Annotated in this window: 15 protein-coding genes and 1 tRNA gene; 8 read left to right on the plus strand and 8 right to left on the minus strand. The window is 44.9% G+C overall.

Features of this window, described 5'->3' with window-relative positions; all coding sequences use genetic code 11:
• Positions 1–3: 3 nt before the first annotated feature.
• The 5 genes from FEK42_RS12420 to FEK42_RS12440 form a co-directional block, all read right to left on the minus strand.
• Complete coding sequence (locus FEK42_RS12420) at positions 4–696, minus strand: aspartate/glutamate racemase (protein WP_135492954.1); 693 nt, start codon at positions 694–696, stop codon at positions 4–6.
• A gap of 118 nt (positions 697–814) precedes the next feature.
• A complete protein-coding gene (gene araE, locus FEK42_RS12425) occupies positions 815–2,233 on the minus strand; it encodes an arabinose-proton symporter AraE (protein WP_130207760.1) in 1,419 nt (472 codons plus the stop codon).
• A 314-nt stretch (positions 2,234–2,547) separates the two neighbouring features.
• Positions 2,548–3,309: a 2-dehydro-3-deoxy-D-gluconate 5-dehydrogenase KduD gene (gene kduD / locus FEK42_RS12430; protein ID WP_130207762.1), complete on the minus strand. Its 762-nt coding sequence runs from the start codon at positions 3,307–3,309 to the stop codon at positions 2,548–2,550.
• A 28-nt stretch (positions 3,310–3,337) separates the two neighbouring features.
• Positions 3,338–4,174, minus strand: a complete 837-nt coding sequence (gene kduI, locus FEK42_RS12435) for a 5-dehydro-4-deoxy-D-glucuronate isomerase (protein WP_130207764.1) — start codon at positions 4,172–4,174, stop codon at positions 3,338–3,340.
• Positions 4,175–4,452: 278 nt separating this feature from the next.
• Positions 4,453–5,640, minus strand: coding sequence for an acetyl-CoA C-acetyltransferase (locus FEK42_RS12440; protein WP_130207766.1), 1,188 nt, complete (start codon positions 5,638–5,640; stop codon positions 4,453–4,455).
• Positions 5,641–5,894: 254 nt separating this feature from the next.
• Here FEK42_RS12440 and FEK42_RS12445 point away from each other — a divergent pair, with 254 nt between their 5' ends.
• The 5 genes from FEK42_RS12445 (at position 5,895) to FEK42_RS12465 (ending at position 11,853) form a co-directional block, all read left to right on the plus strand.
• Positions 5,895–7,124 (plus strand): amino acid permease, encoded by a 1,230-nt coding sequence (locus FEK42_RS12445; protein ID WP_135490292.1) that lies wholly within the window; start codon positions 5,895–5,897, stop codon positions 7,122–7,124.
• 460 nt (positions 7,125–7,584) lie between these two features.
• Positions 7,585–8,217, plus strand: a complete 633-nt coding sequence (locus FEK42_RS12450) for a helix-turn-helix transcriptional regulator (protein ID WP_130207770.1) — start codon at positions 7,585–7,587, stop codon at positions 8,215–8,217.
• A gap of 342 nt (positions 8,218–8,559) precedes the next feature.
• Entirely contained in the window at positions 8,560–9,375 is an 816-nt protein-coding gene (locus FEK42_RS12455; RefSeq protein ID WP_135492955.1) for a transcriptional regulator, read from the plus strand.
• A complete protein-coding gene (locus FEK42_RS12460; protein ID WP_130217902.1) occupies positions 9,362–9,844 on the plus strand; it encodes a hypothetical protein in 483 nt (160 codons plus the stop codon). Before FEK42_RS12455 ends, FEK42_RS12460 begins: the two co-directional genes overlap by 14 nt.
• A 602-nt stretch (positions 9,845–10,446) precedes the next feature.
• Positions 10,447–11,853: a winged helix-turn-helix domain-containing protein gene (locus FEK42_RS12465; protein ID WP_138211841.1), complete on the plus strand. Its 1,407-nt coding sequence runs from the start codon at positions 10,447–10,449 to the stop codon at positions 11,851–11,853.
• Between the two features lie 164 nt (positions 11,854–12,017).
• Here the strand turns inward: FEK42_RS12465 and FEK42_RS12470 are convergent.
• Together FEK42_RS12470 and actS are read right to left on the minus strand one after the other, a co-directional pair.
• A tRNA-Gly gene (locus tag FEK42_RS12470) sits at positions 12,018–12,091 on the minus strand.
• Between the two features lie 78 nt (positions 12,092–12,169).
• The gene (actS, locus tag FEK42_RS12475) at positions 12,170–12,928 is read right to left on the minus strand and encodes an amidase activator ActS (protein ID WP_130217906.1); all 759 of its coding nucleotides are present in this window, start codon (positions 12,926–12,928) and stop codon (positions 12,170–12,172) included.
• 367 nt (positions 12,929–13,295) lie between these two features.
• On the opposite strand from actS, the gene xdhA reads away from it, so the two are divergent.
• From xdhA to xdhC, 3 genes are read left to right on the plus strand one after another with little or no spacing between them, the layout of a single operon-like run.
• The gene (gene xdhA / locus FEK42_RS12480; RefSeq protein ID WP_131161996.1) at positions 13,296–15,593 is read left to right on the plus strand and encodes a xanthine dehydrogenase molybdenum-binding subunit XdhA; all 2,298 of its coding nucleotides are present in this window, start codon (positions 13,296–13,298) and stop codon (positions 15,591–15,593) included.
• A gap of 10 nt (positions 15,594–15,603) precedes the next feature.
• The gene (xdhB, locus tag FEK42_RS12485) at positions 15,604–16,482 is read left to right on the plus strand and encodes a xanthine dehydrogenase FAD-binding subunit XdhB (protein ID WP_130207782.1); all 879 of its coding nucleotides are present in this window, start codon (positions 15,604–15,606) and stop codon (positions 16,480–16,482) included.
• On the plus strand, positions 16,479–16,958 hold the full coding sequence (gene xdhC / locus FEK42_RS12490) for a xanthine dehydrogenase iron sulfur-binding subunit XdhC (RefSeq protein WP_135492956.1): 480 nt from the start codon (positions 16,479–16,481) through the stop codon (positions 16,956–16,958). The genes xdhB and xdhC overlap by 4 nt, the downstream gene beginning before the upstream one ends.
• 40 nt (positions 16,959–16,998) lie before the next feature.
• Here the strand turns inward: xdhC and FEK42_RS12495 are convergent, their stop codons facing one another.
• On the minus strand, positions 16,999–18,777 hold the full coding sequence (locus tag FEK42_RS12495; protein WP_130258073.1) for a sigma-54-dependent Fis family transcriptional regulator: 1,779 nt from the start codon (positions 18,775–18,777) through the stop codon (positions 16,999–17,001).
• Positions 18,778–18,852 lie beyond the last annotated feature (75 nt).

The raw sequence follows: 18,852 nt of genomic DNA on the forward strand, positions 1-18,852 counted from the left end.
GAATTACGACAGCATAAAGGCTACTGCATCCTCGGCATGAATAGCCGCAGTATCAAACACAGGCAGAACACTGCGCTCTTCTGGCACCAGCAAACCAATTTCCGTACAGCCAAAAATGACACCCTGCGCGCCCTGTTCTGCGAGGCGAGCAATCACTTGCACATAATAAGTGCGTGATGTTTCGCTAAAATGCCCCAGACACAGTTCTTCAAAAATAATCTGGTTAATTTTCGCCCGTTCATCCGCTTCAGGGATCAGACAGTCGATGGAAAATTGCGCCGCCAGTCGCCCACGATAAAAATCCTGTTCCATGGTGTAGCGTGTCCCCAGCAGCGCCACACGAGTTATTCCGGCACGGGTAATTGCACGTCCAGTGGCATCCGCAATATGTAAGAAAGGCAGTGAACAACGGGATTCGATAGCATCCGCTACTTTGTGCATCGTATTGGTACATAACACAATGCCTTCAGCCCCCGCCCGCTGTAAGCCAAGTGCCGCTTCAGCCAGAATTTCTCCTGCTTTATCCCACTCCCCGCAACGTTGACACTCTTCTATTTCATGAAAATCAACGCTATGTAGCAGCACTTGCGCAGAGTGAAGCCCACCAAGTCGCTGTTTAATGCCTTCATTTATCAGACGATAGTAAGGAATAGTGGATTCCCAGCTCATCCCCCCTAGCAGACCAATTGTTTTCATTCCTTTCTCCTGACTTGTAAGTTAATGCAGCAAGGCTGAATAAGGAACTCAACGGCCTGGCCCCCGATCTCTATTAGCGAAAAAAAGACCGGATGTACAGCACATCCGGCCAGAGACATCAGATGCCGATATTTCTCAATTTCTCGCCTGCCATCAGTTTGCGTTCGATATGCTCCAGCGTGACATTTTTGGTTTCCGGAATGAGCCAGAAGGTAATACCCACAAACGCAATGTTCAGCGCGGTGTAGAGCCAGAACGTACCGGCAGCACCAATGCTGTCGAGCAGCGTCAGGAAAGTCGCGCCGATAATCATGTTCGACACCCAGTTCGTGGTGGTCGAACAGGTAATACCAAAATCGCGGCATTTCAGCGGCTGAATTTCAGAGCACAGGATCCACACCACTGGCGCGGCGCTCATCGCATAACCGGCAATACACATCATCGTCATGCCAACAGAGAGCCAGGACAAACCACTGGAAGCCGTACCGTTATCAAACTGCATCAGGCAATAGCCCAGCACCAGAGTGCCTAACGCCATCACGCTGAAACCAATTTTCAGTGCCGGCTTACGCCCGGCTTTATCTACCGTAAACACCGCAATAAAAGTAGCAAACATAAAGGTTAGCCCCACGACCAGAGTCGCAATCATCTGCTGTTCGGTCGTCGTAAAGCCCGCCATTTTGAAGATGCGCGGCGCGTAGTACATGATGATGTTCATACCGGTAAATTGTTGCATCGCCTGCAACAACATACCGAGGAATACCGCGCGACGGACGTTACGGTTGATTTTAAACAGCGCCCAACCGCCCTGTTTTAATTTCAGGCTTTCACGAATTTCGTTAAGTTCTTCTCGCGCTTTTTCTGATGTATCGCGCAGCATACGCAGCACTTCTTCCGCCTCGATATGACGCCCTTTCTCCGCCAGCCAGCGCGGGCTATTTGGCAGGAAAACAACCAGAATAATCAGCAGGACTGCCGGTAAGGCAAGAACACCTAACATTGCACGCCAGTTACCGCTATAGCTGAATGCCGTGTCGGATAAAAACGCCAGCACGATGCCCAGCGTTACCATCAACTGGTACATACTGATCATCTTGCCACGTACGTTTTCACTCGCCATTTCAGAGAGGTACAGTGGAGCTGTATAAGAAGCAATCCCCACGGCAATACCAAGCACCACACGAGCGGCGATTAACATTTCTACGCTGGTCGCAAAAGCCGACCCTATCGAACCGAGCACAAACAGGATAGCCCCTGCCATCAGACTGTATTTACGCCCCAGGCGGAACGACAGCCAACCATTGAACAGTGCACCAATTGCCGCGCCGAGCATCATGCTACTGACCACCCATTCCTGTAATCGACTGGTTAGCACAAAGTGATCGGTAATGAACGGCAACGCTCCGGCGATAACCCCGATATCAAGACCAAATAACAATCCTGCGACCGCAGCAGCTACCGAAACAAACATATTCATACGACGCGTATCTCGCAGAGGACGCGGCGTTAAAGCAGATTCCGTATTGATAGTCACCATTTTTTCCTGCCAGCAGAGAATAAGACATAGTGAAAAAATACGTGAACAACTCATACAGGTGTCAGGTCGGAATTAGCATAAATATGGATTAAATTGCTACGACATGCGGTTATGTGATGGACATTCCAATTTTCAAATTAAGTAAAATTATTGACGTTATTATTAACTACATAATTTTAAAGCAGATAAAACTCATAAAATTTATTAATTGATAATTGATATGGATTATTTCATAACCGAGATATGGATTATGATGATCTGCAGGTATAAAAAACCCTGCCATACGGCAGGGCCATAAAAGTAAATTGAATAACTTAACGCGCCAGCCAGCCGCCATCTACGGCGATGGTATAACCATTCACATAGTCTGAAGCACTCGAGGCAAGGAATACCACCGGCCCCATTAGATCGCTCGGCAATCCCCAACGCCCTGCCGGGATGCGGTCAAGAATTTCCGCACTACGCTGTTCATCAGCCCGCAGTTGTTGGGTATTGTTGGTCGCCATATAGCCCGGAGCAATCGCATTAACGTTGATGTTATGTTTTGCCCATTCGTTCGCCATCAGACGGGTCACGCCCATCACGCCGCTTTTTGATGCGGTATACGAAGGTACGCGGATCCCGCCCTGGAATGAGAGCATGGACGCGATATTGATAATCTTGCCACCGTTGCCCTGTGCGATGAAGTGTTTCGCCGCCGCCTGAGACATGAAGAATACACTTTTGATGTTCAGGTTCATCACATCGTCCCAGTCTTTTTCACTGAAATCGAGTGCATCTTCACGGCGAATCAATCCGGCGTTATTGACCAGGATATCAATATGGCCGAACTCTGCTACTGCACGATCCAGCAGTGCAGGAATGCCATCAATCTGACGTAGATCGGCGTTCAGGCTTAAAAAGCGACGCCCCAGCGCCGTGACCTGTTCGATGGTTTCTGTCGGTTCAACGATATTAATGCCGACGATATCACAGCCCGCTTGCGCCAGTCCCAGCGCCATCCCCTGCCCCAGTCCAGTGTCACAACCAGTGACTACCGCGACTTTACCATCAAGAGAAAATTCTTTTAAAATCATAACAATACCTTATTCATTTTGCCCGCAACTAGCGCAGGTCTTTAACGGCAACATGGTCCATATCATCGAAGACCTGGTTTTCACCGACCATGCCCCAGATAAAGGTATAAGCTTTGGTCCCTACGCCGGAGTGGATAGACCAACTCGGGGAAATGACTGCCTGCTCGTTATGCATCACAATATGACGCGTTTCTTGCGGTTGCCCCATCATGTGGAAAACGCAGGCGTCATCATCCATGTTGAAATAGAAGTAAACTTCCATCCGACGCTCGTGGGTGTGGCATGGCATGGTATTCCACAGGTTTCCCGGAGCCAGCTCCGTTAGCCCCATGCTCAACTGGCAGGTTTCCAGCACATCTGGCACAAAATATTTATTAATTGTGCGACGATTACTGGTGATGTTATCGCCCAGCGTAACCGGAGCGACTTCAGCCGGGGTCACTTTTTTAGTGGGATACGTCGTATGAGCAGGTGCGCAGTTGTAATAAAACTTCGCCGGAGTGGCACTATCAATACTGGCAAAGACCACTTCTTTTGCACCTTTGCCAACATAGAGAGCGTCGCGGTGACCGATTTCGTAGCATTGACCATCGACGGTAATCGTACCAGCGCCGCCAATATTAATAACGCCCAGCTCGCGACGCTCCAGGAAGTAGCTCACGCCCAGTTGTTTTCCAACTTCCCCGCCAACAGAAACCGTTTTTGCTACCGGCATAATGCCGCCAACAATAATGCGGTCAATGTGGCTGTAAACCATCGTGTACTCATCCGCGACGAATACCTTTTCAACCAAAAATTCATTGCGCAGCCCCTGTGTATCCAGCGTTTTTGCATGCGCACTGTGGATGCTCTGTCTTACGTCCACATCAACCTCCGATAATCATTGAACTGTAAAATTACAACGATTGTGAAACATCGTTTCGTTTTATTCTTTAAAGGATGATATGCCTGCACAGTGCGCTTTTCAATCAAAAATAAAACATTGTTTCATTTTTAGATAAGGGATTGAGAAAAGTGTCGCGTCGATCACGAATAAGTCAGGTGAAGGAAAAACTCAGCGTCTATGGGGTATGCGCGCAGACGTGCCAACCATCATCATGAAATGGCTTGATGGCGGCAGATGTTTAACGAATAGAAAGGAATTTAGATCGGGTCGTCACGTTCAATAGTTAGCGCCACGCCCTGACCACCGCCAATACAAAGTGTAGCCAGCCCTTTACGCGCGTTGCGTTTTACCATTTCATGGACCAAAGAAACCAGAATACGGCAACCGGATGCGCCAATCGGGTGACCCAACGCAATTGCGCCACCGTTAACATTGACCCTACGTTCATCCCATTCGAGCATTTTGCCAACAGAAAGCGCCTGCGCGGCAAACGCTTCATTAGCCTCAATAAGATCGACATCAGAAAGCTGCCAGCCCACACGCTCAAGGCAACGGCGAGTCGCATATACCGGAGCAATCCCCATCAGCGCAGGATCGACACCAACACTGGCAAAGGCGCGAATACGTGCCAGCACGGGTAAATTCAATGCTCGCGCTTTGGCTTCGCTCATCATCATTACTGCAGCAGCACCATCATTAATAGATGAAGCATTACCCGCAGTAACAGAACCGTGGCTATCAAATGATGGGTTTAAGCTAGCCAGCCCTTCTGCACTGGCATCCGTACGCGGCTGTTCATCGGTATCAACAATCAGCAGCTGCCCATTGTTTTGCGTTCTCACCGGGACAATCTCATCGTTGAATCGTCCAGCGTCAATGGCCGCCCGCGCTTTTTGTTGTGAACTAAGTGCATAGGCATCTTGTAATTGACGGCTGATACCATATTCACGCGCCAGATTTTCGGCAGTGACACCAATATGGTAATCATTGAACGCGTCCCATAAGCCATCATGCACCAGACTATCAACCAGTTGGCTATCGCCAAGCTGTGCTCCGGTGCGGCTATCAGTCAGGACATGTGGTGCGCGACTCATGTTTTCCTGACCACCGGCGATGACAATATCAGCCTCGCCACACTGGATCGCTTGTGTGGCAAGATGCAGTGCTTTTAACCCGGAACCACAAACATCATTAATCGTAATTGCCGAAACACTGTTGGGTAGACCACCTTTAATGGCCGATTGCCGTGCTGGATTCTGCCCAGCCCCTGCGGTCAGAACCTGCCCCAGAATCACTTCATCCACCGCATGTGCAGCAACGCCAGTGCGTTCTAATAACGCTTTCACGACCAGGCTACCAAGTTCTACGGCAGAATGGCCAGCCAACGCCCCACGAAAGCAGCCGATAGGTGTTCGTAACGCACCGACAATCACAACGTCTTTCATCACAACCTCGCACAGATTAACAGCGCAATAGTAAATGATTGTTAATAAAAATTATTTTAAATGTTTAAGAATAGTGATTTTTATCACAAAGGAAATTCACCGGAATGAGGGATGGATACCCAACTGGCACGCAAGGTTTGCATCTACTAACCTATGAATCCATGAGGTGATATAGCGTTAATCTCCCATATTTGACCTGGTTTATGGTAAATTGCCCTCCATTTTTCTTAATTTGTAGATGATACGTTCAAATAATGTCTAAAATTTGGTCAAAAGAAGAAACTCTCTGGAGCTTCGCACTGTACGGCACAGCCGTTGGCGCAGGCACGCTCTTTCTCCCTATTCAGCTAGGTTCAGCGGGAGCGGTAGTCCTGTTTATTACAGCACTGGTCGCATGGCCTTTAACATATTGGCCACATAAGGCCCTGTGCCAGTTCATCCTTTCTTCAAAAACATCCGCAGGCGAAGGGATTACTGGCGCAGTAACTCATTACTATGGCAAGAAGATCGGCAATCTGATTACCACTCTTTACTTCATTGCTTTTTTTGTCGTCGTGTTGATATATGCAGTGGCGATCACCAATTCGCTGACAGAACAGCTGGCAAAGCATATGGTCATCGACCTGCGCATTCGTATGCTGGTGAGTCTGGGTGTTGTGTTAATTCTGAATCTCATTTTTCTGATGGGGCGCCATGCCACAATTCGGGTAATGGGATTTTTGGTGTTTCCACTAATTGCCTATTTCTTATTTCTTTCTTTCTACCTCGTCGGTAGCTGGCAACCAGCTCTATTAACTACCCAAGTAGAGTTCAATCAGAATACCCTTCACCAGATATGGATATCGATTCCCGTGATGGTTTTCGCCTTTAGCCATACGCCCATTATTTCTACGTTTGCTATTGATAGACGTGAAAAATATGGCGAACACGCTATGGATAAATGCAAAAAAATTATGAAAATCGCTTATCTCATCATTTGTGTGAGCGTGCTTTTCTTCGTCTTTAGCTGCCTGTTATCAATACCACCATCTTATATTGAAACAGCTAAAGAAGAGGGTGTTACCATTTTATCGGCACTTTCTATGCTGCCAAATGCCCCTACATGGTTGTCGATTTCGGGAATAATTGTCGCGGTTGTAGCAATGTCTAAATCATTTTTAGGTACCTACTTTGGTGTTATTGAAGGTGCAACGGAATTAGTCAAAACAACGCTACAGCAGGCAGGGGTTAAAAAAAGCCGTGCATTTAACCGTGCGCTGTCAATTATGTTAGTATCACTGATTACTTTCATCGTTTGCTGCATCAACCCTAATGCAATTTCGATGATTTATGCGATCAGTGGTCCACTTATTGCCATGATTCTTTTTATCATGCCAACGCTGTCAACATATCTCATCCCGGCACTTAAGCCCTGGCGTTCCATCGGAAATCTAATTACGTTGATCGTCGGTATCCTGTGCGTATCGGTAATGTTCTTTAGCTAATCACTGATGTGAATGGTTCAAAATAACCACTATTTTGAACCATTCCAATTCTTACAATGCACATCTTGCTTTGTTCACACTCCCCAAACGCTCCATAACTTAAACGAGCATTATCAAACTGTTATCCTAAATAAAAATCTGAACATCTTAATTAAGACTATTTAAGATGCATCACTTAGATTTACAAGATATCTTCTGGTCATTCGAAAACAATTTGCAGTATAGATATTCTTAATACATTAGGCACTTGTCTGATTTGCAATAAGGCCAATATGATTAACTGAGTGAAATCCAATCACATTTAAAGCTTAATGATGCACGCTTAAATATACCATTAAGAATAATGACAAATACGGATTAAACACAATTTTTCATAAAAAGCTTACTAAATCAGAGTGTATTGACATCATCAATAACCAATGAAATTATGCAATTATCTATGAATAGGGAGGTTATTAACATGAGGCTTTGTAGTCGCTATAAAAGTCTTACATGCAATAGTTGCTCAATGCATTGCCAAATAATGCCAGAAAAGTCACCACGTTTGCAGTATTGTGCAAATGCATGTTTTTGTATGTGGCCCGAAGAGAGTTCGTATTTTAATCGTGGCGTGGTTGAAGGTATATTAAGTAAAAACCACAACGCTCGATTAAGCGGATATATTTTTGTAGATTTTTCAGTAAGCTTTTTACGCCTTTTTTTAGAGAGTGACTGGATCGACTATCTTACGAGTACTGAGATGGGAATAGTGTTAGTAAGCGATCGAAATATGCAATCTCTTGCTAATTACTGGAGGAAACACAACTCCGCGATATCAGCCATTATATATAATGATGATGGCCTGGATATTGCTAACGAAAAGATCAGGCAACTATTCATTGGTCGTTATTTGTCATTTACCAGAGGCAATACGTTAACTCAAATGGAATTCACCATTATGGGACATATGGTTTCTGGTTATAATCCATATCAGATTGCAGAGGTTCTTGATATGGATATCCGTAGCATCTACGCCTACAAGCAAAGAATTGAAAAAAGGATGGGTGGTAAAATAAACGAATTATTTATCCGTTCACACTCCGTTCAGCACTGAAACGTAACTGTCGATAATAATAAGCATTGTATATACGGGCACTTATAAAGATGCCCGTATTTTATCACATGAGCTTTTAATTCAGTTTATTTGAGCGCTTATTTAATTATGTCACCTTACGCGCTACCGCAAAAATGAAAAGATATTGCGAGAAGAAGGCATAAAGACAACGGTTAAGAGTGTTAAATTTGTTAATTCACATGGAATTTTAAGTTGCATTGATATGCTATAATTATAGTTTGCATGATAAATATAAAATTAATATATATTTATTCCATGAATACTAATATACTTATCAAACTATATAATTTCAATTTACTTAATTTTATGTTTCATTGACGTATGTACTGGATTATTAACGATAATATTGAGTTCTGGCCAGAGCACAGAAAATTAATTTCGGTACATGACGCCGAGCTTAACGCCGTTCTGACAACGCCAGCAAGCAGGTGCTTATCTCTGCTACTTGAAGCCTTTCCTGATGTGGTTGCACAACAGGATTTTTTCTCCAGAGTCTGGGAAGAAGAAGGCATGCGAGTACCGGTCAACACGTTATATCAAAATATATCGATTATCAGACGCGGGTTTCGCACGGTTGGTGAAACCAACCATTCGCTTATTGCAACCGTGCCGAGAAAAGGTTTTAAGCTCAGTAATGATATAAACATAGAAAACCATGTAGTAATCCCTTCTGCAGATGCACAAAAGACCATATCTCCCCAATGCTTGAACGTTAAAGATGAGTTTAAAGAGACAAGTGCTCATCCAGATAATTATCTCAGAAATATAGTCAGGCTATCTAAAAATTATTTACCCATGCTAAGTGCATTTGCCGTAGGTTTGCTTACCGCATTTTTTCTCTGGCACAATAGTCAACCCAAATCATTCTTTAAAGATTACAAAACTGTTGCACAAATAAATGGTTGTAATTTCAATGTTACAGAAGATAGCATTGATGGGTTGAAAGATCTCGATAAATATAAGAACCGTATATTAGGATCTGGAATTGATTGTAAAAAATACCCCTGGCTATATTTCCCTCTCGATAAGTCATCTCCCGGATTGATTGTTATGGCATGCAAAAAGAACCATAGTAATAACACAGTTGCAGACTGTTTAACTCTATCGTATCGCGGAGTTAACCATGATTCGTTATAAAAAAACGCTGTTTATTATTTTATGCTTTCTCAGTGGCTTCATTTTTTTTATTGCCTATCATTATTCCAAAGAACAAATAGTATACAATGAGAAATGCACGGCCAATTGGATTATATTTAATGACCAAGGGAGGGCTAATCTCACTATTGACTTTATGTATAATAAAAATAAAAAGACAGGAACTGTTGCACTTAGCGGTACCTGGAAACAAAACACGAACACTTATAAATCATTTCGCCGAGATATTGAATATACGTGGATCGAAAATTATGACACTTTGCATCTTACCTCTACCAAAATAAATAAATTTGATATTATCGATCAAATTTCAGACGATAATCTTGCACAACTCCTGCCTGATTTTTATATATTTCCGGGAAAAATGATAAGCTATAATGTTCAAAAACAGAACAATCATGATTTTCTTTTAAGCATTGGCAATAGAGCAATTATGTATTGCGCAAGGTAACAAAACAACTTGATGCTGCATCTGTAATTGAAAGTTCAAACAACAAATGTAACATTTCAGGCATTGGAATATAATCTTTATATATTCTTATATCCATCTTCATCCCTGACAGTTTATGCGGTAATCCCCTCCCCCATTCAAATTACATCCGTCATTAAAAAACCCTTCCGCACTCCACTATGACAATAATGGTGTAAAAATAAACGCTGGTTCGCACAGAGATATTTAATAGAGCACATAAACATAATAGTTGCTAATACATAAAATTACTCTTTCAATAATTCTTTCACACCAGATTGTAAGTCGACGCATAACTATTCCTCACAGCCTATCATTTTATCTTAAATGAACAATCACATTAAATTAAGAAATGTGATAATCATAACTTTATCAATGTTTTTCAATTAGTTATATACTTACATGATTAACAAATCATTAATTAAGAATATTTCAGATTACAATCACATCAAGCTAATATAAATTAACTTAAACAATCATGATGAATTTAGTAAAAAGAAATATTAAATGAAATATATGAATATCAGTTATATCTGTTACTCATGCAGGATGCCAAAAACCACAAACTTAATAGAGGTGAGCTAATGGATTTAGAAAATAAGTTCTCATATCATTTCCCTGATGGAATCATACTTACAGAAGATGGCATTCTTACAAAAGGGAATGAGGAATTTTACATCCCGCCGAAAGAACTCGGTGTATTATTTGTATTGCTTGAATCGGCGGGAAATGTTGTATCCAAAGATGCGATCATCGAATCTGTATGGAAAAATGTAATTGTAAGTGACGAATCCCTTACACGATGCATCTATTCATTAAGATGTATTTTTGAAAGAATTGGCTACAACCGTTGCATTGAAACCATATATAGAAAAGGTTATCGATTCAGTGGGCAAGTATTCAAGATAAAAGAAAATCAAGATAATGTTCCAGGCAGCACTATTGCTTTATTTCCATTTACAATATCTCACAGCAGTCAGGATCCATTAGCACTTAATCAGGAACTTGTACAACTAATCTCAAATAAAAAAACCGATGATCTATATATATATCCAATGGCTGCAACCCAGTATTGCATAGATAATAAATCTCAGACAGCCTTCCTGGCCAGGTTCAAACCCGATTATTTTGTCACAGGAAGAATCAGCAAATATGATGCTTCAAATAGTTTATATATTGAAGTAATCGATGCAAAAAGTTTTTATCTTATTGCCAGCACACATCTTGAGGCAGATGACATACAAAAAATCTCACACTTTATAATTAGTAACTTATATCTGGCAATGAAGAAAACTAAAGTAGAACCAGGTTTTATGTCCCGACACGTACCTTCTGATGAAAATATTTTATCAGCCGAAATGTCTGCCGGGAAAAATGAACTGAATGAATTCACGCCTGAAAGCATTGCCAATGCAATAACTATATTTGAAAGTGTTAAAAATAAAACTAATGCTCAGTCAATAACCAATGAATGCTACTGCCTGTTGGCTGAGTGTCATATGTCTATGGCACTTCATGGTCTATACGAACTTAAACATGCAACTCAAAAAGCATTGGCCTTTATAGATAAGGTATCTGATAAAAATATTTTCGATGGGAATATTTTAGGAATTATGGGACTGATAACCGGTCTTTCCGGACAAACGACTGCATCACGCATTTTTTTTGACCATGCACAAACACAAGTATTAGATGTAGCCTCCTTGTATTACTATAAGACACTGGTAAATATATATAACGAAAGAATTGAAGATGCTATCGCTTGTATAGACCAGTCACTGCTACTTGAACCCAAAAGACATAAAGCCGCTATAATAAAAAAATGCATTGATGTATATGTTTCTACAACACACAATGAAAGAAAAGCGTTCTCTTATCACGGAACAGAGAAAGAATATCATTTAGTTATTATCAATAACATTCAAAAATTGAAGCAATTGACAAAAGTTAACAGCATTACTGATTTTAATGCTCAATATGAGGTCGCTTGATCTGTAATAAATATCATAAGCAGAATAGCGCTCTATATTTTGAGCTATACACTCTATTTTTATAGGGGATATTGGATTTATCTACATCTGACGTGAACGTATCAACAATAACGGAAGAATTCGATGACTACGGAAAAAACTGAGAAAGAGAAAAAGTAAGAAACTGGAGCGGGCGAAGGGAATCGAACCCTCGTATAGAGCTTGGGAAGCTCTCGTTCTACCATTGAACTACGCCCGCTTCGAGATGCGTAAGGCATTATAAACCTTACGCTCTCCTAAGCAAGTGCCTTGCTACTGACTGCTGATTAATTCGCCATCAGCACTTTGGCTTGCTACCCTGAGGCGGCAAGTAGCGCAAAGGATCTATTGCCGTAGCACGGTAGCGAATCTGGAAATGTAGCCGCACGGATTCCGCATCAGTACTTCCCATAGTCGCTATCTTTTGCCCGGCTTTAACACTTTGCCCATTGTTCACCAGCATCGTGTCGTTATGGGCATAAGCAGTAATGTAATCTTCACTGTGTTTAATCATTATAAGATTACCGTAACCACGCAGCTGATTACCCACATATACCACTTTCCCGGCACCTGCAGCGTATATTGGCGTCCCGCGTGCCGCCGCAATATCAATCCCTTTATTGCCGCCATCTGCCATTGAGTAAGGCATAATAACCTTTCCGCTCGTTGGCCATAACCAGCAACGTTGCCCAACCGGCGGCCATGAAGATTTCGAAACGGCCGAAGACGGTGTCACTGACGCTGTTTTTGTCGTCGATTTGCCGGTGGATTTGCGCGTGCCGTTACTACTTTTTTTCGCCCCACCCAGTTTCAGCTTTTGGCCGATTTCTATGGTATAGGGGGGGGAGATGTCGTTGAGTCGGGCTAGCTCTTTTACGCTGGTTCCCGTGGTGCGTGAAATACGATAAAGCGTATCCCCCCGTTTCACGGTGTAAACGGAGCCGGAATACGTTCCTGTATCTGATGATTTGCTACCCGAGCAGCCAGCCAGAAGCAGCCCTACCGATAACAGCATCACGATACCCAGAGTTTTTTTATTCAGGCGTCCTGCGCTCAAAATCTTTCCTCGCTAAAAAACAAGACGCTATATCATAGCAGCCCCCCGTCAGATCCCCAATCCATTGCGTGGGAACAGGCATGTACGAATCAATAACTGTTAAAGAATCAATTAGCACCGTTGGCAAACATCGGAACCATCCTGATTGACCTCTAATACTCATTTATCACAATGATTTTTATCACGCTCATATTGATAAACTGCACTCACTTTCTTTGCTGATAAAAATGCATCATCCGTAGCGTTTTTTTAACGACATCACACTTCCCCTCTCCCCTCGTGTTTATAGTCGTTTCTGGCGTAATTCTTGCCTGCAAAGACTTAATCATTGCCATAAGAACCAAATGTTCAAATCAAGGGGATTTCTATGGAAGCGCGGGAAGCAACCGCTACAGGTGAATCATGCATGCGCGTCGATGCCATTGCGAAGGTCACCGGGCGGGCACGATATACTGACGATTATGTTATGGCGGGCATGTGTTACGCGAAATATGTACGTAGCCCAATTGCACATGGTTATGCGGTGAGCATTAACGATGAACAAGCCAGAAGTTTACCAGGCGTACTGGCCGTATTTACCTGGGAAGATGTTCCTGATATTTCCTTTGCCACGGCGGGCCATGCCTGGACTCTGGATGAGAATAAACGCGATACCGCCGATCGCGCCCTGTTAACACGCCACGTCCGCCATCATGGCGATGCGGTTGCTATTGTCGTGGCCCGTGATGAACTCACAGCGGAAAAAGCAGCGCAACTTGTTCACATCGAATGGCAGGAATTACCCGTCATTACCACGCCAGAAGCGGCACTGGCAGAAGACGCAGCGCCAATCCATAGCGGTGGCAATTTACTGAAACAAAGCACAATGTCGACAGGTAATGTCCAGCAAGCAATCGACGCTGCCGATTACCAGGTGCAGGGGCATTATCAGACGCCGGTCATTCAACATTGTCATATGGAAAGTGTGACCTCATTGGCGTGGATGGAAGACGATTCACGAATTACCATCGTTTCCAGCACCCAAATCCCGCACATTGTCCGCCGCGTTGTCGGTCAGGCGCTGGATATTCCCTGGTCGTGCGTGCGGGTTATCAAGCCCTTTGTCGGCGGTGGTTTTGGTAATAAACAAGATGTACTGGAAGAACCGATGGCGGCATTTCTGACCAGTAAACTCGGCGGCATTCCGGTTAAAGTTTCCCTAAGCCGCGAAGAATGTTTTCTGGCGACCCGCACTCGCCACGCTTTTACCATTGACGGACAAATGGGCGTCAACCGCGATGGTACGCTAAAAGGCTATAGCCTGGATGTTCTGTCTAACACCGGCGCTTACGCTTCACACGGTCATTCCATCGCTTCTGCAGGCGGCAATAAAGTTGCTTATCTCTACCCGCGCTGTGCCTATTCTTATAGCTCAAAGACTTGCTATACCAATCTACCCTCAGCGGGTGCGATGCGTGGCTATGGCGCACCGCAGGTGGTTTTTGCTGTTGAATCTATGCTGGATGACGCTGCTGAAGCGCTGGGCATTGACCCGGTTGAAATTCGTTTACGCAATGCCGCCCGCGAAGGCGATACAAATCCACTCACAGGCAAACGCATCTACAGTGCCGGATTGCCAGAGTGCCTGGAAAAAGGACGGGAAATCTTTGAATGGGAAAAACGCCGTGCAGAGTGCCAGAACCCGCAGGGCAATCTGCGCCGCGGCATTGGCGTCGCCTGTTTTAGCTACACCTCTAACACCTGGCCTGTCGGTGTAGAAATCGCTGGCGCGCGCCTGTTGATGAATCAGGATGGAACCATCAACGTGCAGAGCGGCGCGACGGAAATCGGTCAGGGTGCCGACACGGTGTTCTCGCAAATGGTAGCTGAAACCGTGGGCGTTCCGGTCAGTGATGTACGCGTAATTTCGACGCAAGATACCGATATTACGCCATTCGATCCAGGCGCATTTGCCTCACGTCAGAGCTATGTAGCCGCACCTGCGCTGCGCAGTGCGGCACTGTTATTAAAAGAGAAAATCATCGCTCACGCCGCAGTAATGCTGCATCTGTCGGCGATGAATCTAACCCTGATAAAAGGCCATATCGTACTGGTTGAAAGACCGGAAGAGGCGTTACTGTCGTTAAAAGACCTGGCAATGGATGCGTTTTATCATCCTGAACGTGGCGGGCAACTTTCTGCCGAAAGCTCGATCAAAACCACCACGAACCCACCTGCGTTTGGCTGTACCTTTGTTGATCTGACAGTCGATATCGCGCTGTGTAAGGTCACCATCAACCGCATCCTCAACGTTCATGATTCGGGCCATATTCTTAATCCGCTGCTGGCTGAAGGTCAGGTACACGGCGGGATGGGGATGGGCATCGGCTGGGCGCTTTTTGAAGAGATGATCATCGATGCGAAAAGTGGCGTGGTGCGTAATCCAAATTTACTGGATTACAAAATGCCGACCATGCCGGATCTGCCACAACTGGAAAGTGCGTTTGTCGAAATTAATGAACCACAATCTGCATACGGACATAAGTCACTGGGTGAGCCGCCAATTATTCCTGTTGCCGCTGCAATTCGTAATGCGGTGAAGATGGCTACCGGTGTCGCAATCAATACGCTGCCGCTGACACCAAAACGGTTATATGAAGAGTTCCATCTGGCAGGATTGATTTGAGGATAACATCATGTTTGATTTTGCTTCTTACCATCGCGCAACGACCGTTGCCGATGCAACCAACCTGCTGGCTCAAAATCCGCAGGCCAAACTGCTCGCCGGTGGCACTGACGTACTGATTCAACTCCACCACCACAATGATCGCTATCGCCATATTGTTGATATCCACAATCTGGCGGAGCTTCGGGGTATTACGCTGGCGGAAGATGGTGCACTACGCATCGGCTCTGCGACGACCTTTACTCAGTTAATAGAAAATCAGTTAACGCAACATCATCTCCCGGCATTATGCGCTGCGGCTTCGTCTATTGCCGGCCCGCAAATCCGTAACGTCGCGACCTACGGCGGAAATATTTGCAACGGCGCCACCAGCGCAGATTCAGCAACACCAACACTGATTTATGACGCGAAGCTGGAAATCCATTCACCGCGTGGGGTTCGTTTCGTCTCGATTAATGGTTTTCATACCGGACCAGGCAAGGTTTCCCTTGAGCATGATGAAATTCTGGTCGCGTTTCATTTTCCTCCGCAGCCAAAAGAACACGCAGGTAGCGCACATTATAAATATGCCATGCGCGATGCGATGGATATTTCAACAATCGGGTGTGCCGCTCACTGTCGATTGAACAACGGCTACTTCAGCGAGTTGCGTCTGGCATTTGGTGTTGCCGCACCAACGCCGATTCGCTGCCAACATGCCGAACAGGCTGCACAAAATGCGCCATTAAACCAGCAAACACTGGAGGCCATCTGCGAATCTGTCCTACAGGATGTCGCACCGCGTTCTTCATGGCGAGCAAGTAAAGAGTTCCGTCTGCATCTCATTCAGACGATGACCAAAAAAGTGATCAGCGAAGCCGTCGCTGCGGCGGGGGGAAAATTGCAATGAATCACAGCGAAAGTATTACTATTGAATGCATCATTAACGATATGCCTTTTCAGCTTCACACCGCGCCAGGTATGCCGCTTTCGGAACTGCTCCGCGAACAAGGGCTGCTTAGTGTCAAACAAGGATGCTGCGTTGGTGAATGCGGTGCCTGTACGGTGCTGGTTGACGGAACCGCGATAGACAGCTGCTTATACCTGGCCGCATGGGCTGAAGGAAAACAGATCCGCACGCTGGAAGGCGAAGCGAAAGGCGGCAAACTTTCTCATGTACAACAGGCTTATACGAAATCTGGCGCTGTACAGTGTGGTTTTTGTACGCCGGGGCTGATTATGGCCACTACGGCAATGCTGGCAAAACCTCGAGAGAAACCGTTAACCATTACGGAAATTCGCCGTGGCTTGGCCGGGAATCTGTGTCGCTGTACCGGATATCAAATGATTGTGAATACTGTTCTGGACTGTGAAGAAACGAAGTAAAACGCAATCCGGCCTGAATTCAGGCCGGATTTTTTGATGACTATGCGCTTAACAATTCATATTTCTTAATTTTACGATAAAGCGTGGCGATGCCAATACCAAGCTCATCAGCGACTTGCTTCTTACTGTTATGCCGTGAGAGCGCTTCGCGAATCATCTGCTTTTCCATCTCCTCCAGCGCTGTGCCGCCAGCATCATCAAGAGCCAAATGTGCCTCGCTGGCTTCTGGCATCTCACTTTGCTCCGCCGTACCGTTATTAACCAGATTTGGTGGTAGTAGCGTACTGTCGATGACTTCGCCCGAAGGAACGACGTTGACCAGATACTCCATCAAATTACTTAACTCTCGCAGGTTTCCTGGCCAACGATGCTTACGCAGTAACTCAACAACATCGGGAGCAATACCCGGGTAAACCGATCCCAGACGACGGGTATGGAGATGTAAAAAGTAATGCACCAGCAGTTCAATATCTTCCTGACGCTCACGTAGCGGTGGCAGAGTGATAGGAATAACGTTAAGTCGGTAGAAAAGATCTTCGCGGAATTTACCTTCGGCTATGAACTGAGCCAGATTCTGGTTTGTTGCAGAAATGATGCGGATGTCGACCTGTATTGGGCTACTGGCGCCAATAGGCAGGATCTCACGCGCTTCAATCGCCCGCAGCAGTTTTGCCTGAAGCATTAAAGGCATATCGCCAATTTCATCAAGAAACAGCGTTCCCGTGTTTGCTGCCTGAATCAGCCCTGTTTTACCGTTGGCAGAAGCGCCAGTAAATGCGCCTTTAACATAACCGAACAGCTCACTCTCCAGAAGCTGCTCCGGAATCGCCGCGCAGTTGATAGCGATAAAGGGTTTGTTCCGTCGCCCACTCAACTTATGAATAGCACGGGCCACCACTTCTTTTCCGGTCCCGCTTTCACCAACGACCATGACGCTGGAGGGGCTAGGTGCGATGCGGCTAATCAGCCGTTTTAATTGCCGCATAACACGGCACTCGCCAACCAATTGTTCAATATGCGGTTCATCAGATGCATTTGCCACGGAAAAACTGGTATGGGATTGGTGAAACGCCATTAAAAATAGCTGTCGTCCCTGAATGTTATGCAACTGACCAATTATCAATTCACTTTTATCATCCCACGAGACAATATGTTGCATATGTCCATGAGTAAAATTACTCTCAAATGTTAATGGCCTGAAACGGATAAGTTTCCCAACCATATTATTTTGCACAACGCCAAGTGTTTTTAATGCAGTCTGATTAACGAACTGAACACGATTTTCCTCATCAATAACTAATACACCTTGATCCATATTATCGATCATGGTAGCAAATATTTTACTGATGTTATCTCCCGGCCCCTGATCTTCCAGGAGTTTCGAGACAAAAATAGTCGATATATGGCGAACGTAATCTGAAAATTCGCGTAAATTATCACTGATATGTTCTTGTTGCTCATGAGTAACCGCAATCAAACTTATCACTCCGACACAACGATCCTGCAGAATAACGGGCGTCCCCAGGAACGCCTTCTCACGACAACTCTCTTTACTGTCGCAGCCTTCACAAAGGGGATCGAAGCGAGAATGTGTCACGACCTTTTCGGTTTTCGTTTCGAGGACATAGCGGAGCAAGCGTGAGTTGCCACTCAACTGGCGACCAAGAAATTTCCCGTATGCGCCGGTTCCAGCGACGCGACACAAGTTTTCATCAACGATCTCAACCTCAAGCTGCAAAACGCTGGCTAGCATTCTGGCAAAACGCTGAATTGTTGGTTGAATTTGCATCAAAACTGACTGCGTATTAGCAAGCTCCATAGCTTTACCTTCCAGAATCACTTAAAAGTCGATCATTGAAGACGTTGATGGTTCACAGATCATAACGATATTAAC

Origin of the sequence: Escherichia sp. E2748 (assembly GCF_005781125.1) — a bacterium.
Taxonomy (GTDB): domain Bacteria; phylum Pseudomonadota; class Gammaproteobacteria; order Enterobacterales; family Enterobacteriaceae; genus Escherichia.

Bases quoted from the DNA above. Each gene is read 5' to 3' on its own strand.
- FEK42_RS12420 (WP_135492954.1), bottom strand. From the start codon at position 696: ATGAAAACAATTGGTCTGCTAGGGGGGATGAGCTGGGAATCCACTATT.
- araE (WP_130207760.1), bottom strand. From the start codon at position 2,233: ATGGTGACTATCAATACGGAATCTGCTTTAACGCCGCGTCCTCTGCGA.
- kduD (WP_130207762.1), bottom strand. From the start codon at position 3,309: ATGATTTTAAAAGAATTTTCTCTTGATGGTAAAGTCGCGGTAGTCACT.
- FEK42_RS12440 (WP_130207766.1), bottom strand. From the start codon at position 5,640: ATGAAAGACGTTGTGATTGTCGGTGCGTTACGAACACCTATCGGCTGC.
- FEK42_RS12445 (WP_135490292.1), top strand. From the start codon at position 5,895: ATGTCTAAAATTTGGTCAAAAGAAGAAACTCTCTGGAGCTTCGCACTG.
- FEK42_RS12450 (WP_130207770.1), top strand. From the start codon at position 7,585: ATGAGGCTTTGTAGTCGCTATAAAAGTCTTACATGCAATAGTTGCTCA.
- FEK42_RS12455 (WP_135492955.1), top strand. From the start codon at position 8,560: ATGTACTGGATTATTAACGATAATATTGAGTTCTGGCCAGAGCACAGA.
- FEK42_RS12460 (WP_130217902.1), top strand. From the start codon at position 9,362: ATGATTCGTTATAAAAAAACGCTGTTTATTATTTTATGCTTTCTCAGT.
- FEK42_RS12465 (WP_138211841.1), top strand. From the start codon at position 10,447: ATGGATTTAGAAAATAAGTTCTCATATCATTTCCCTGATGGAATCATA.
- xdhA (WP_131161996.1), top strand. From the start codon at position 13,296: ATGGAAGCGCGGGAAGCAACCGCTACAGGTGAATCATGCATGCGCGTC.
- xdhB (WP_130207782.1), top strand. From the start codon at position 15,604: ATGTTTGATTTTGCTTCTTACCATCGCGCAACGACCGTTGCCGATGCA.
- xdhC (WP_135492956.1), top strand. From the start codon at position 16,479: ATGAATCACAGCGAAAGTATTACTATTGAATGCATCATTAACGATATG.
- FEK42_RS12495 (WP_130258073.1), bottom strand. From the start codon at position 18,777: ATGGAGCTTGCTAATACGCAGTCAGTTTTGATGCAAATTCAACCAACA.